This window comes from Alcaligenes faecalis, assembly GCF_002443155.1.
Classification (GTDB): Bacteria; Pseudomonadota; Gammaproteobacteria; order Burkholderiales; family Burkholderiaceae_B; genus Alcaligenes; species Alcaligenes faecalis.
The window spans coordinates 2,331,464-2,346,150 of sequence record NZ_CP023667.1 but is presented as its reverse complement, the minus strand read 5'-3'; the positions used below and the strand labels follow the sequence as shown (position 1 = coordinate 2,346,150).

Annotated in this window: 13 protein-coding genes, 1 tRNA gene and 1 riboswitch; of the genes, 7 read left to right on the top strand and 7 right to left on the bottom strand. The window is 55.6% G+C overall.

Going from position 1 to position 14,687, the window contains the following annotated elements; translation table 11 throughout:
* Window positions 1–11 precede the first annotated feature (11 nt).
* Complete coding sequence (locus CPY64_RS11035; RefSeq protein ID WP_003802910.1) at window positions 12–350, bottom strand: P-II family nitrogen regulator; 339 nt, start codon at window positions 348–350, stop codon at window positions 12–14.
* 1,548 nt (window positions 351–1,898) lie between these two features.
* Here CPY64_RS11035 and CPY64_RS11025 point away from each other — a divergent pair.
* The 3 genes from CPY64_RS11025 (at window position 1,899) to CPY64_RS11015 (ending at window position 4,684) form a co-directional block, all read left to right on the top strand.
* A complete protein-coding gene (locus CPY64_RS11025) occupies window positions 1,899–2,375 on the top strand; it encodes a MarR family winged helix-turn-helix transcriptional regulator (RefSeq protein WP_052362886.1) in 477 nt (158 codons plus the stop codon).
* Window positions 2,376–2,518: 143 nt separating this feature from the next.
* On the top strand, window positions 2,519–3,343 hold the full coding sequence (locus tag CPY64_RS11020; protein WP_226791364.1) for a TauD/TfdA dioxygenase family protein: 825 nt from the start codon (window positions 2,519–2,521) through the stop codon (window positions 3,341–3,343).
* Window positions 3,344–3,379: 36 nt separating this feature from the next.
* Window positions 3,380–4,684: an MFS transporter gene (locus CPY64_RS11015; RefSeq protein ID WP_042481881.1), complete on the top strand. Its 1,305-nt coding sequence runs from the start codon at window positions 3,380–3,382 to the stop codon at window positions 4,682–4,684.
* A gap of 169 nt (window positions 4,685–4,853) precedes the next feature.
* Here the strand turns inward: CPY64_RS11015 and CPY64_RS11010 are convergent.
* Together CPY64_RS11010 and ypfJ are read right to left on the bottom strand one after the other, a co-directional pair.
* Window positions 4,854–4,929, bottom strand: a tRNA-Lys gene (locus tag CPY64_RS11010).
* 75 nt (window positions 4,930–5,004) lie between these two features.
* On the bottom strand, window positions 5,005–5,856 hold the full coding sequence (ypfJ, locus tag CPY64_RS11005; protein WP_042481879.1) for a KPN_02809 family neutral zinc metallopeptidase: 852 nt from the start codon (window positions 5,854–5,856) through the stop codon (window positions 5,005–5,007).
* A gap of 264 nt (window positions 5,857–6,120) precedes the next feature.
* On the opposite strand from ypfJ, the gene CPY64_RS11000 reads away from it, so the two are divergent.
* Window positions 6,121–7,767: an ABC1 kinase family protein gene (locus CPY64_RS11000; RefSeq protein WP_042481877.1), complete on the top strand. Its 1,647-nt coding sequence runs from the start codon at window positions 6,121–6,123 to the stop codon at window positions 7,765–7,767.
* Window positions 7,768–7,920: 153 nt separating this feature from the next.
* Here the strand turns inward: CPY64_RS11000 and CPY64_RS10995 are convergent, their stop codons facing one another.
* Both CPY64_RS10995 and CPY64_RS10990 read right to left on the bottom strand, forming a co-directional pair.
* Window positions 7,921–8,619, bottom strand: coding sequence for a cytochrome b/b6 domain-containing protein (locus CPY64_RS10995; protein WP_042481874.1), 699 nt, complete (start codon window positions 8,617–8,619; stop codon window positions 7,921–7,923).
* A 78-nt stretch (window positions 8,620–8,697) separates the two neighbouring features.
* Window positions 8,698–9,210: a hypothetical protein gene (locus tag CPY64_RS10990; RefSeq protein ID WP_042481871.1), complete on the bottom strand. Its 513-nt coding sequence runs from the start codon at window positions 9,208–9,210 to the stop codon at window positions 8,698–8,700.
* A 310-nt stretch (window positions 9,211–9,520) separates the two neighbouring features.
* Here CPY64_RS10990 and ribA point away from each other — a divergent pair, with 310 nt between their 5' ends.
* A complete protein-coding gene (gene ribA, locus CPY64_RS10985; RefSeq protein ID WP_042481866.1) occupies window positions 9,521–10,192 on the top strand; it encodes a GTP cyclohydrolase II in 672 nt (223 codons plus the stop codon).
* 417 nt (window positions 10,193–10,609) lie between these two features.
* On the opposite strand, the gene CPY64_RS10980 is transcribed toward ribA, so the two are convergent.
* A complete protein-coding gene (locus tag CPY64_RS10980; protein ID WP_042481863.1) occupies window positions 10,610–11,236 on the bottom strand; it encodes an FMN-dependent NADH-azoreductase in 627 nt (208 codons plus the stop codon).
* 125 nt (window positions 11,237–11,361) lie between these two features.
* On the opposite strand from CPY64_RS10980, the gene CPY64_RS10975 reads away from it, so the two are divergent.
* Window positions 11,362–12,270, top strand: coding sequence for a LysR family transcriptional regulator (locus CPY64_RS10975; RefSeq protein ID WP_042481860.1), 909 nt, complete (start codon window positions 11,362–11,364; stop codon window positions 12,268–12,270).
* Window positions 12,271–12,275: 5 nt separating this feature from the next.
* On the opposite strand, the gene CPY64_RS10970 is transcribed toward CPY64_RS10975, so the two are convergent.
* Complete coding sequence (locus tag CPY64_RS10970; protein ID WP_042481857.1) at window positions 12,276–13,838, bottom strand: glycosyltransferase family 39 protein; 1,563 nt, start codon at window positions 13,836–13,838, stop codon at window positions 12,276–12,278.
* 91 nt (window positions 13,839–13,929) lie between these two features.
* Window positions 13,930–14,106, top strand: a riboswitch (yybP-ykoY riboswitch).
* Between CPY64_RS10970 and CPY64_RS10965 the strand changes: the two genes are divergently transcribed.
* Window positions 14,107–14,682, top strand: coding sequence for a TMEM165/GDT1 family protein (locus tag CPY64_RS10965; RefSeq protein WP_042481855.1), 576 nt, complete (start codon window positions 14,107–14,109; stop codon window positions 14,680–14,682).
* The last annotated feature ends 5 nt before the right edge of the window (window positions 14,683–14,687 follow it).

The following is a 14,687-nucleotide window of genomic DNA, read 5'->3' as shown; positions in this document are numbered from 1 at the left end:
GGAGTCTCCGATTACAGGGCTTGTTCATCGCATTCGCCGGTGCGGATGCGGATGACGTGGTCCAGCGGCTGGACAAAGATCTTGCCGTCACCAATACGACCGGTGCGGGCGCTGCTTTGAATGGCTTCCAGAACGCTTGGCAACTGCTCGTCGGGAATAGCCAGTTCAATGCGGATCTTGGGCAGGAAGTCGACCGCATATTCCGCACCGCGGTAAAGCTCGGTGTGGCCTTTCTGGCGACCAAAACCCTTGACCTCGGTAAGCGTCATCCCCTGTATGCCCAGATCGGAAAGGGCCTCGCGTATCTCGTCAACCTTGAAGGGTTTGACGATGGCGGTAATCAATTTCATAGGTGTTCCTGAAGTAAACACAGGCAAGCTGGCCTTGCGGATGCAAAGGAACACCGAGAGGGGTAGGAGACGGTTGAGAGGGGGCCGACCGGGATGGGTAATCCTGGTGGATGGCTTGAGTGCAACCGGGCAGTGCCGGTGTGAGCGACTCTCCGGCTGTCGGCAGGGTGTGCGACAGCGCGAACGCAAGTGGTAGGCAAGCGGACCTGTGTTGTAGGTTGAAGAGCAACACAATTCCGGCAAGGCGAGTAAGCTAGCTAGGCACGTGACCCCGGTCTTGCCTAGTCGGTGGGCAGCGAGATAACAGCAGCGCTCTGTGACGCCTGTCTCCGCTCATCTCACCACCGCAGGAACAACGACTATGGAAAAATAATATATGCTGCAGCGCAACAAGTGAGCATTGTGTGCAGTTTTTTTTTTGAATAGTCTTAACTTTGCAACATTCGATTTGGAAAAATGACTGGTTTGGAAGCAGGCAGAACAGGCCTGTTCAGGCAGCACTGGTCTGGACTGATGCGGTCTGAATGGTTGGCCCCGAAGGGGGGATGGTCATGGTGCACGCTACAAGCAGGTGCAGCATTTCAAGCGGGGCAGGTGAATGGTGAATGACCGGGCAGCCGGCAGGAAAGAGCTGCCCATACATCGATCCAGCGTGTTCTGCGACTAGCAGGGTTCAAGAGAGCAGCTCAGGACCCTGGTGCATCTTGTTTTTTTTGCTGGCTGTACTCTGAGTGGGGACGACAAGCGGTACATGCCGCCGGTTAAATGCCTGCAGGCCCCCTTGCCATAACTTGAATCCCAGGCAGACGTCCCATTTGTTGCGTTGATATAGCCAATGGGTTTGACAAACAGTGCAGTGGTAAAGACTTTCCGTGCTTTGTTCGTCAGCGTCATCGACTCGTCTGATGGGTTTGAGGTAGGGATGCCGTTGGGCGTTAGGTTGCGAGAGTGGAAGGGTTTGGCACATGATGCACATGGTGCCTCGATCGAGCTGGGCCATACAATGCTCCTCAAATAATTTTTGCGGTTGATGTAATAGCGTTTGCAAACTGGCTTGCTAATCAGCCTATGGTGATGGTTTGTAATAAATGTCACCACGATTCACTGTACTGCAGAAAATGTAGCAGCCATTTCAGGCCGCATCTCAATGTAATGACATGCGACCTGTGTTTGACCAGACAGGCCTTAAACTCTCGCGGATGCGGGCTTGCGAAGCCACAGACTGAGGCTATTTTTTGGATGGCGGCTCATTGCCAGGGATCTTTTTTGGATCAGGCTCGGGATTGGGAGTTTTGCCGGGAGGGGTGGTGTCGGGGGCTTTGGTGGGATCAATCGCATTTAGCATGAACATCTCCTGACTAAAATGATCTTCCAGCGTATCGGATTTATGGCGCAGGCATCGTAAACAACTATGACTGTAGGAAAAGCGGCGCTTGTCGTTTCTTGTTGCATCGAAAAATAAGGGGACAGGCAACTGGATAAGCTCTCGTCTGGCGATGCTATGATCAAACTCCTTATAGAAAGCGGACTAGCGCCTTGGGAAGCGAGTTGGAAAAAACCACCCTGGACCTGGAGAATTTTCTCCCGTATCAAGTCACGATACTGGCCTCGCATATTGCGGTGACCTTTGCGCGCCAGCATGCGCAGCAATTTGGGTTATCCATTCCGGAGTGGCGCATTATTGCGACCTTGGGTCGCTATGGCACCTTGACCTCGGGCAGTTTGACTGAGCGCACCAGCATGGACAAGGCCAAGGTCAGCCGTGCGGTTTCCCGTCTGACAGCCGCCCAGTTGATTGCTCGTCGCGATAATGAAAACGATATGCGCAGCAATCTGCTGTGCCTGACCGAGCAGGGCCAGCAAGTGCATGATCGCATCGTGCCTATCGCCCTGGATCTGGAACAAGAACTGACGTCCGTGCTTAGCCAGGAAGAGCTCAGCTCCTTTAAAGAAATGATGACGCGCCTGGAAAACCGCATGGTTCAGCGCTTTGGCAGCGATTTCAGCGGCGACGCACATATTTGAAGTTTCAAGGGTAATTACCGGGTTGTGCTGAATTCTTCTCACGCTAATATTGTTTCGTTTGAAACGAAACAATATTCAGGAGATGAAAAATGGTGCAGGCCGTAGACAGTCCAATCGCAGCCAGTCGCTTGGAAACCAGAATTATGTCGCCCGCTATCGGCGTAGAGGTAGCGGGAGTCGATTTAACTCAGCCCTTGGAGGACACGCAGGTGCAGGAACTGCGTGCCTTGTTGTTGAAGCATCAATTGCTGGTGTTTCGTGATCAGCCTTTGAACGCAGCACAGCACGTTGCGTTCGCCCGTCGTTTTGGGGAGCTGGAAGTGCATCCGGTTTTCCCTCACGATCCGGACTATCCTGAGCTGGTGCTGTTAGGCGGCAATAACACGCAACCGGGACGTGAGAATATCTATCACAGCGATGTCAGCTGGCGGGCCGAACCTTCCATGGGCTCCATCCTGCGCTGCATTGAATGTCCACCCGCCGGGGGCGACACCATCTGGTGCAATATGGCACTGGCCTATGAAAACCTGCCGCCCCATATCAAAGACATTTTGCACGAGCTGGAAGCGGTGCATGATTTGTTGCCCGGCTTCATAGACCGTATCCCCGAGCAGGACAGGGCGGCTTTGCGAGATCGCTTCCCGGCTCAGACACACCCTGTGGTGCGTACTCATCCGGAAACCGGTCAGCGGATTTTGTATGTCAGCAGCTGGACTACTCATCTGGCCAATTACATCGAAACCGGCTTTTTCCGTGGCATGTCCGAGCTGCAAAGTGGCGCGCATTTCCTGCTGCAGTATTTGGTGGATCAGGCTCGTCATCCTGAATACCAGGTGCGCTTGAAATGGCAGCCTCACACCATCGCATTTTGGGATAACCGGGCCACCCAGCATTATGCCGTTCAGGACTACTTTCCTTTGCCCCGCAAAATGGCCCGAGCCACCATTATTGGTGACCGTCCTTATTGATCGTATCGCTGCACTTTTGACAAGTTGGGGGGAGACATGGAAAACCAGAAAAAGTATTTCCCAGGACAGCGCTACGTCGTGGTGTTCTTGTTGTTTTTGTTCATGGTGATCAACTTTGCCGATAAGGCGATATTTGGTCTGGTCGCCGTACCGTTGATGGAGGAGCTGGCCATCGGGCCACAGCAGTTTGGCACCATTGCAGGCAGCTTTTTCTTCTTGTTTGCGATCTCGGGCATTGTGGTGGGCTTTGTGTCCAATACGGTGTCCTCACGTTTGCTGTTGGTGGGGCTGGTCATTATCTGGTCTGTGGCTCAGGTTCCGATCGCTATGGGAGCCAGCACCATTATGGCCTTGATGGCTTGTCGCATTTTGCTGGGAGTAGGGGAAGGGCCTGCCTATCCCCTGGCCTTGCATGCTTGCTACAAGTGGTTCCCTGATCAGGAGCGTACCTGGCCTACGGCCATCGTGATGCAGGGTGGGCAGGTGGGCATGCTGTTGGCCGGCCCCTTGGTGGGGTATTTGACCATCAGCCACGGCTGGCGCTCGGTGTTTTGGGTGACAGCGGCAGCGGGGCTGATGTGGCTGGTGATATGGGCCTTGCTGGGCAAGGATGGTCCCATCAGTGCGAATTCGGCGCCCGCCGTTGGCAAGAGCAAGCCGCAGTCTCGCTGTTCGTACCGTGATGTGCTTCTGAATCGTAGTTTCATCGGTAACCTGCTGATGTACTGGGTAGCTTACTGGTGCGCTGCACTGGTCTTTACCTGGTTGCCCGCCTACTTGCAGCGTGGTTTGAACTTCTCGTCGGACACGGCAGGATGGCTGTTTTCCTTGTGCATTTTCGTGGCGATCCCGATTGTGTCGGGCGGCTCTTACCTGTCCAACCGCTTCTTGCGTCAGGGGTATTCGTCCCGAGTGGCACGCAGTCTGGTCACGGTAGGTTTCTTGTTGGCGGGCGCCTTGTGCCTGCTGGCGGCCGCTTATTTGAAGCCGGGTCCAACAGCTGGGATTGTGCTGATCGCCTTGGGCTTGAGTTTTCCTCAGGTCGGTTTTGTGCTCTGCTCGGCAATCTCAGCGCAAATCAGCCCAATCGAAAAGCGGGGTTCTACCCTGGCCATTACCAATTCCTTGTCCACCACAGCCGGTCTGGTCGCGCCGATTGTGATGGGGCGCTTGATTCAGGCCGAACCCGGAATTGCAGGCTTTCATCAAGGCTTTGCATTAACGGCGCTGCTCTTGCTGGCGGGGGCTGTGTTGGGGTTCATTCTGGTCGACCCGGCCCGAACCTTGTCGCAAATTCAGGCCAAGACGGGCAGTGCCTTGGGCGGTCCGGCTTCTGTCTGAGTGTGTTGCGGGCTGGCGCTTAGGTAGGGGGAAGCGTCAGCCTGCCGGGCCTGTGAAAAAGCAGGGCAGTGATGTGATTTATTACTGCGTCCAAACGCAAAAAAGCCCGCTGCAGTAGCGGGCTAATTTACGGTGTTACGGCATGGTATACCGTAAGCAGCAGGATATTTGGTGGGTCGTGACAGACTCGAACTGTCGACCAATGGATTAAGAGTCCAGTGCTCTACCAACTGAGCTAACGACCCCCGTTTCCTGCGAAGAAAAAGATTATAGAGCGGAAATTATCTGACGCAAGGCGTGGTTACATAATTTTACGTTTATCAGGAAGCGGGGTCGGGACGCGTGAAGGTATCGCACATTTTCAATTGTCCGGTTTTATAACCTTCCATGAACCAGGCCATGCGTTGTTGCGAGCTGCCATGGGTAAAGGAGTCGGGGACCACATAGCCTTGGGATTGTTTCTGCAAGGTGTCATCGCCCACGGCTTGAGCCGCATCCAACGCAGAGCGGATATCGCCCGGCTCCAGGATCTGGCGTTGTGCATCGGCGTGATTGGCCCAGATACCGGCGTAGCAGTCTGCCTGCAGTTCCAGACGCACAGACGCCTGACGGGCTTGCGAGGCCGAGCCGCTGCGACGGGCTTCATCCACACGGCGCATCATGCCCAATTGGTTCTGAACGTGGTGGCCCACTTCATGCGCAATCACGTAGGCAGGGGCAAAGTTTCCCTTGACGCCCATCTTTTGCTCCATCTCGGTGAAAAAGCCCAGGTCTATATAGAGCTTTTGATCTGCCGGGCAGTAAAACGGGCCCATGGCTGATTGGCCTGCGCCACAAGCCGTGGGAGTCGCGCCGCGATACAAAACCAGCACAGGATCGCGGTAGCTGCCATTGGTTTGCTTGGCAAAAACATCACGCCAGACATCCTCGGTTTCACCCAGGATCTTGGCAATGGTTTGGCCCTGAGCATCCGAGGCCGGAACGGGTTGAGACTGCGGGGCGCTGGTGGGGCCATCGGCCAGGTTCAGCACCACACTGGGATCAACCCCAAAGTACATGGCCACTAGGGCCAGCACAATTGTCCCCAAGCCGATCTTGCCGCCGCTCAGGCGTGGCCCATTGGCACGGCGGTCCTCGACATTACGGCTGGAGCGAGACTTATCCAGACGCATCACGCTCTCCTTGAATATGAAAACGTCAATGTACTCTGATTTGCGGGCCAAAGCAGGGGCATTTTCGATTCTTGTCATCTTGAAAAGGAGAGGGGGCTTTAATTACCCCCTCATGACAAGTCATTGAATTTCTTGGCTTAATGTGACTTGTCCAAAGGCTATCCCCGAGCTTGCCCACTGAAAATGTGGATAAGTGGATAAGTAAGTCACTCGGGCACTGCGGTATGCTACTTTTCTCAGGGCGTACCCTACTGGAGAGCGAGTATGTTGGGAGGAACCTTGTTGGCCTTGCGCGACCATGCGCGTGTGCGTGCCATCGGAGCGGTTATTGCTCGATACGGGATTGGGGATGTGATGCATCGCCTGGGCTTGTCGGATCTGCTGCCCGGCGGCAAGACCGCGGTGGCGACAGAAATGCCCGAACGTTCTGCGCCTGAGCGTTTGCGGCGGGCCTTGGAGGAGTTGGGGCCGACCTTTATCAAGCTGGGCCAGATTCTGGCAACTCGCAATGACCTGCTGCCGCTGGAATGGACGCAAGAATTGGAAAAGCTGCAAGGTCACGCTGCGCCGGTGCCTTGGGAAACCATTCGGCCTGAGCTGGAGCTGGCCTTGGGGCAAACCGTGGAGCAGGCCTTCGCGCGTTTTGATACTCAGGTGCTGGCCTCGGCGTCCATGGCACAGGTGTATCGCGCCTGTTTGCGTGATGGCACTGAAGTGGTGGTGAAGGTGCAGCGCCCTGGTCTGGAGCCTCTGATTCAGGCTGACCTGCGTTTGCTGAAACAGATTGCCCGTCTGGTCCAGCAGCAAGGCTTGCTGCCCGAATACCGTCCCTACGATATTGTGCGGGCCCTGGCCGAAGCTATTGCTGATGAGCTGGACTTTACGCGCGAAGCGGCCAACACCCTGGCGGTGCGCGAGAACATGCAGCCCTTCAAGGACATTGTGGTTCCGCGTGTCTATATGGAGTGGACCAGTGCGACGGTCATGGTGCAGGAGTTTGTGCCCGGGGTTTCGCCGATTCAAGAGGCCCAGTTGCACGCCATTGAGGCGGATCGCCCTTTGCTGGCTCGTCGTGGCGCCTTGGCGTTTTTGCATATGGTCCTGGAGGATGGGCTGTTTCATGCCGACCCGCACCCTGGCAACATGATGGCGCTGCCCGGCAATAAGGTCGCCTTTATTGATTTCGGCTTGGTGGGCCATTTGACGGAGCGTCGGCGGCAGCAATTGCTGGTCTTGTTGCGGGCGATTGTGGATGGGCAGGCCGATGGAGTGGCCACAACCTTGCTGGATTGGTCCGGTGCGGAGGATTTTGATTGGAGCCGGCTGGAAGAAAGCGCTCAGCGCTATGTGGCCCGACAAAGCAGTGGGCTCTTGTCCATCTCGGCCGCCTTGCTGGACTTCATGGCTCTGGCCCGCGAGAACCATTTGATTCTGCCGCCCGATCTGGCTTTGCTGTTCAAGGCTTTTATCACTGCGGATGGGGTGTTAAAGCGTCTGGACCCGCAGTTTGATGTGGTGGAGGTCGCACAGCCGGTCATCATGGCCTTGATGCGCAAGCAGTATTCCCCGCGTCGTGTCTATGCAGACCTGCAACGCAGCTTGCTGGAGTCCCGCCAGTTGGCGATGGATGCACCCCAGTTGTTGCGTTTGTTGATGCATCGAGTCCGGCAGGGCAAGATTTCTGCTCGCATTCAAATCGAGGGTATGCCACGTTTGGCCTCATCGCTGGAAAAGGCGGCCACCCGTTTGGCTATTGCGATTGTGACGGCGGCTTTTGTCCTGATTCTGGGGCCGGTGCTGGTGACACGCGGCCCCGCTTGGCTGGGCCTGACTATTTTCAGCTGGGCTGGTTTATTGGCCGCCGTGCTGGGTCTGGTTCTGGTTCTGTGGGGATTTTGGCGACGGCGCTGAAAAGTATCTTGAGGCCATCGCCTTTTGTGCAGAGAGTGCTCAAGCGGCTAGTCACCGTCCAGTTTAAAAGACGGCTAGTAAAAATGCGGCTCAGCCCAAACAGTCCCCGCGTTATCCCCAGGTTTATTCACAACTTCTGGGGATAAGTCGGACTTACATAAAGTCGTCCATGCCACCGCCTGCCGGTGCAAGGCCAGTGATCCAATACACGCCCCAGGCAATCAAGGCCACAACGATCAGAGCGAGAAAACGGGTTTTCCACGTGTCTGTGCTGGCAGGCAGGGCTTGCTCGCTGGGTACGGGCATGCTGCCCTTGACCATGACGCTGGTTAATTTCTGACCACCCAGCACGCGATACAGGAAAATAGCCAGGATATGCAAGCCGATAATCGCCAGCATGATCCATTCGTTGGCCTTGTGCAGACCGGTCAGGGTTTTGGACCAGTCACTGCTGAGGTAAGCCAGGGGACCAGAGGTAAAGATATCGTCGTTGGCAAACAGGCCCGAGACAGCCTGAAAACCAAACACAATCAGCATGATCCAGACAGACCAGGCACCGACCGGGTTGTGGCCCGGATAGACCGCGGGCTTGTCGCGCAGATAGCGCAGGCTGCGTATCGGATTGGGAAGGAAATGGCTAAAGCGCGAGTAGTAGCCGCCGATCAAGCCCCAGACCAGTCGGAAAGCCAGCAGTCCCAGCGCCAGCAGACCAAAGCGTACGTGCCAATCCATCCACAGCCCGCCAACTTTGATCGTCACAAAACAGCCCACAATGCTGATTACCAGCAGCCAGTGGAACAAACGGGTGGGTAAATCCCAGATGAGTAAAGGGCGAGTCGAGGAGGCTTGCATAGGGAAAATCCGGAGAGACGTAGACATCTGATTATAGTCAGTGTTCGGTTTGAGTCCGCTTTCCGTTGCAGGTTCCCTTTATTGCACGCTTTGACGACGCTTGCGCAAACTGATCTTGCGGCCGTCGTAGCGGTACTCGTCGATCAAGGCCGGATTATCCAGGCTGGGCGTTTCCATGATCAGGGTGCGGCCGTGATGGCGTACCCGAATTTGAGCGCTGCACGAGCCAAAGGCGGGCGAGACGGTGTAGCCCTTGGAGGACACGGTGACCCAGTGATAATTGATCGAGCAACCGCCCAGACCATTGTCGACGGAAATCAGGGCCGTCTGATTATTGGACTGCTTGAAAGCATAGGGAATATTGATCAGGCCCTTGAGTTCCGGGGCGATGATTTTCGCGTCCAGTTGCAATTGTGCTTCATAGACATAATCGCTTTGGCTTACCTGCAGCGTGCCATAGGGGCTATCCAGGCTTAGCTGTGAGGGAGGCTGAGGCCAGGTCTGACTTGCCGCACTATGGGCGACAAACGGTTGCAGGGCCAAGGATAGCCCAATCACAACATGGCGAATAAAGACCTTAGGGGCGCGCATGATCTATCAAGTTTGAGGATGATCAGGGCTCAGTGAAAAACACAAAGCGCCATGGATCATCTGTATTTGTAAGTTTCATAACATTTTATGTATTTTCTTGTTGCGTAGAATACCGGATCGCAGAACTTTTCGCTATAAGGATAGGCACATAAGGTGATTGTTTCACTCTTGTGCCACGGATAAACAGGCGAAATTAGTCCTTAAAAGCATCTTGTCCCAGGCTTAAAGAAACGGACTGAATTGGGCTATCATTGCTGAGTTGCCCCGGTTGGGGCCAAGCCGCATTTCTTCGCCGCAGCAGAGACTCATTATGCAATCCATCCCAGATGCCGCATTGGCGTCAGAATCGGGCTCCGCGCCTGCTGCCCAGCAGGTCAAACCCGGTGCCTTATTGGACTATGTCAGTTCCAGCCGTTTGCCGACTCCCTGGGCTGTCTTTCAAATCCATGTATTTGTAGAGCGCAGCAATCAAAAAGAACACGTCTTGTTAACGCTGGGGGACGTGGCCGATGGTGAGCCTGTCCTGGCCCGTGTGCACTCCGAATGCCTGACAGGGGACGCCTTGTTCAGCCTGCGCTGCGATTGCGGCCCCCAACTGCAGCTGGCACTGGAGCGTATTGCCACAGCGGGCCGGGGCGCCCTGATGTATTTGCGCCAGGAAGGGCGGGGCATCGGTCTGGTGAACAAGATTCGTGCGTACAACTTGCAAGATCAGGGCGCCGATACGGTAGAGGCCAACGAGAAGCTGGGTTTCCCGGCGGACATGCGTCGCTACGATATTTGCAAGGATATGCTGGAGCACGTTGGCATCCAGAAACTGCGCTTGATGACCAATAATCCGCGCAAGGTAAAAACCTTGCAGGATATTGGTATTGATGTGGTGGAGCGCGTGCCGCACCAAATCGAAGGCAATCCCTTTAACGAGGCTTACCTCAATACCAAGCGTCTGCGTTTGGGCCATTGGCTGGAAACGGACGAATAAAAAAGAGGGGCGGTCAGGGGGGGGATCCTGTCCTGGCTTGATCCTCTCTTGATCGCTACCAGAACAAAGGGCCATGCATTGGCCCTTTGTGTTTTGCGTTGGTGAAAATTCAGTGTTTCGTAATTGGCCTGCTGGTCGTGGATGGCATGCCAGTGCACAAGGTTTGCCTGTCCAACCGTGGAATCGCTTGGCAAAGCACGGTCAATATCAATTGTCCCGTGTGCATAGGGTCCAAGCTCTTGTGCCTGGGCAGGCAATGGTCGCGCAAGCTCAAAAAATAAAGCCCAATCCGAGTCCTCGTATGGATGTCGGATTGGGCTTTAGGCGTGCCGGCTCAGGCTTGGCCGTTGAAGCGGTTGATGCCCGGTCTGGCAGAACTAAACAGTCAGGGCTTGGTCGAACCAGGCCTTCTCTGCTTTAGGCAACGCTCTTTTCCAGCAAGGCGCTGACACTGGCTTTGGCGTTTTCTACAATCTGATCACGCAGCTCTGGGGTCTTGCCCAGACCTTCGGCGTACACAATACGCAGGTCGGTCACACCCATGAAGCCGAACATCACGCGCAGATAGCTTTCCTGGTGTTCCATGGCCTGGCCCTGCTCCGACTCGGAGTAGATGCCGCCACGGCTCAGAACCAGATAAACCGTTTTGTCGCCAGCCAGACCTTCAGGGCCATTGCTGGTGTAGCGGAAAGTGCGGCCAGCCTGGGCCAGACGGTCCATCCAGGCTTTCAGCTGGCTGGGGATGGTGAAGTTGTAGAAGGGGGCGCCAATTACCACAACGTCCGAGGCCAGGAACTGGTTCAGGTATTGTTCGGTGATGGCGTTCTCGGCGCGCTGACGCTCGCTCAGTGTGGCGGGGTCCAGACCCAGGCGCATGCCCAGGGAGTCAGCCGAGAAGTGAGGTGGCGGGTTCAGGGCCAGATCTACATGCTCCACTTGGACTTGATCGTTTTGCTGGCGCAGCTGATCAACCACAAATTGCGAAAGTTCGCGGGAAACGGAGTTGGCGCCGGTGATACTGGAGTCTACGTGTAGCAGTTTCATGATGTTTGGTGTCCAAAGCGATGAAGGAATGGTGTCATTATGTTTGATGCCCATACCTTTGATAAGCCGGTTTTTCTGAGAAAGATTATTCTAATTTTGTCTGTAATCCTGGAAAACATCCCTGTATGTATGACTTAAATGACATGGTGCTGTTTACCGAAGTGGTGCAACGCGGCGGGTTCAGTGCTGCCGCCCGACACCTGGGTATGCCGCCATCGCGGGTATCGCGACGTCTTAGCCGCCTGGAGGCAGAAGTCGGTGTGCGCTTGTTGCAACGCACGACGCGTAGCTTGTCTCTGACTCCTGCCGGAGAGGTATTCCTGCGCCATTGCCAGGCCATGCGTGACGAGGCCGAAGCGGCTTATGCCGCCGTTGCACAAGTGCAGCAAGAGCCACGTGGCCTTTTGCGCATCAGTTGCCCGGTTACCTTGGCCCATACGGTCTTGTCGACCGTATTCGCTCAATTCTTGATCCGTTATCCTCAGGTCGAGCTGGAGGTGGAAGTCAGCAACCGGGTCGTTGATCCGGTGGCCGACGGGATTGATGTGGCGTTGCGCGTCCGCACTACCTTAAGTGATAGTGCCAGCTATATTGTGAAACGCCTGGGGGAGACAGGGGCGATTCTGGTTGCCCAGCCTGAGCTGCTGGCGCGCTTTGATCCGGTACGCGGCCCGGCAGATTTGATTAAGCTGCCTACGGTGGCCATGTCGGCTCGGCAAGGTCAAAACGAATGGGAATTGTACGGTCCCGAGGGAGCCAGCCTGACGGTGACGCACCGGCCACGCTATATGGCCTCGGATTTGCTGACTTTGCGTGAAGGGGTAGAGCAAGGCATAGGCGTGGGTATTTTGCCCGACTATATGTGCTGCGATGCCTTGAAAGCCGGACGTTTGGTGCAAGTCCTGCCGCAGTGGGCACCCTTGCCGGGGATTATTCACGCCGTGTTTGCCTCCCGCCGAGGCATGGCCCCGGCGGTACGGCATTTTCTGGATTATCTGGGTGAGCAACTGCCTGTGCATCACCCCAAGATTTAAGCGGTTTAGCGGGCAGCCGCTGCAAAGGGGCAGCTGCTTTGTGCGGGCAGAATTGCCCAGTTCAGATCAATCATGGGGCTGCGCTCGGAGGACCAGCGCTGCTCGGCCTGTCCCTTGATAGGGGCTTGTTCGTACAGCTCGAGCAAGGATGCCGGAGGTTTCCCACGGGTCTGAATGCTGTACACAATCAGGGCCCCGCATTCCATGTCCTGGGGCAGTTTTAACCAAGGGGATGCGGCAGGGTCGGCATCAATAAAGACCATTACATCCTGGCCTGCATGAACAGCAATATTGCCTCCCAGCCAGGTATCCGCCACCACGACCTTCAGGGGAATGCCCGGCATATGCTTTTTCCAGATGGCTTGCATCTGGGCAGACACCTCCGGGCCAGGGAAAGTGGAGCGAGAGTCCCGGCCTTTATGCCAGGCCAGTGGTCCGCGAGCCAGGGCGTAACCCGATGCCAGCAAAATCTGCAGCACGATCACAATAATGGCTACGCGACGCAGCTGGATCTTGTCCTGGCCATGCATGATCCACAAGGCAAAAAAACCATATAAAACAAAGAAGGTTGTCGCCCAGGAAGCGACCAGGCGGGTACCCATAATGGCTGAAATCAGGACCGTGCTGACGATGGGAGTCAGGCCCACCCACAGCAGGAATTGCTTGTCGCTGCGGGAAATATCGTCGGCATAGCGCTGCTTGTTTTGCAGGGCTGTATCCGAAGGTGCCTGCTTGTTCTTGTCGCGACGGTTCCAGACACCCAGCGCAATCATGGCTACAACCATGGGGCTGAGCCGGCCCAACTGGTCCAGGCTAAAAGCCAGCAATTCCTTGTAGGCCTCCCAGCGGGTATGCGTTTCTAGGGAACCATCCATATAACGGAAGGGGGCGAAATCGTGTTTTACCAGCCAGTACAGGTGGGGAGAGAGCACCAGCACATAAGCCAGCAGGGCCAGGCCCAGCCCTATCCATGTTTGCCGTTGACGCCACATCCCGCTGCGCAGGAAATACAAAAAGAAGGCGGTGAACAGAATGACGGCGCTGTATTTTGTGACGGTAGACAGCGCAGCGACTGCGCCCAGCCACAACCAGTCTGCCGGTTTCTGATCCCGGCTGGCGCGGTAGAAAAACCAGGTTGCGGCGGTGACTGACCACAGTTGTGCGGTGTTGTGATTAAAAATGGTGCCGCGCAAGGAAAAGTAAATACTGACAGAACTAATCAGCAAGACCATGAAGGCGCGTTCGGGGTTCAGGAACTCGCAGGCCAGTTTCCAGATAAACCACAGCCCCAGCACCGAGGCTGTCATGCCCGCCGCAAAGGTCAACCACGCTTGGCGCCCGACTACGCTAGTCAGGGCGGCCATCACCCATGAAGGGAAGGGGGGGTGTTTCAAATAGCCCAGCTCGAAACTGGCCGACCAGACCAGCTCTTCCATGCCGTCCAGGTCGGGCGCTTTGTGGCTAATGGCCATCAAAACGGACCACAACAAAATCATGAATAACAGATACAGCAGCACATAGCGCTGGTAGGTGTCGGGCTTGCCTGATGCTGGGGTTTGGGCAGTCATGCGTAAGGTGAAAGCGTGGAAATAAGCAAGTGTACTTCCTGTGCGTTGAAAACGTCCCGATTGGACAGGCGCTTTAATATGGGCTACGATGCGCTTCGTCATTAGGGAGTAGCCGCTTCGGATTACCGAAGATCAGCGTCAACATACTTGGCCTACACAGGGTCATGGCGCTGATAGCAACTAGCCTGGCAAGACTTTTGACCATGGACCTTCGCGTTTGGCCGGGAGGGTTTGTGGTCATTTGTCTCTTATCCGGCCAGGAGTTGTTATGGAAGCGCTGTTTATCTCCACGGGTGTGGTTGCCTTGGCGGAAATTGGGGACAAAACCCAGTTGCTGGCCTTTATTCTCGCAGCCCGCTACAAACGCCCTTGGCCCATCATTCTCGCTATTTTCATAGCAACCTTAGTCAATCATGGTCTGGCCGGTGCCATTGGTGCCTGGGTTCCTGCTTTGCTGGACCCTGAAGTACTGCGCTGGGTGCTGGGTATTTCTTTCCTGGCCATGGCTATCTGGATTCTGATTCCCGACAAGATCGACGATGCCGAAGCCACCCGTACCCGCTTTGGCGTTTTCGGCACGACGCTGGTGACCTTTTTTCTGGCCGAGATGGGCGACAAGACCCAGATCGCCACCGTTGCCTTGGCTGCTAAATATCAGGAATTCGGTCTGGTGGTACTGGGCACGACCTTGGGCATGATGCTGGCCAATGCCCCCGCTGTCTTGTTCGGCGAGCGTATCGCCCGCCGTTTGCCTACTCAGCTGGTACATCGGATTGCTGCCTGTATCTTTGCCGTGCTGGGTGTGCTGGCTCTGCTGGGAGGCGCTGAAAGCTTGAGCTTCTAGCGAAT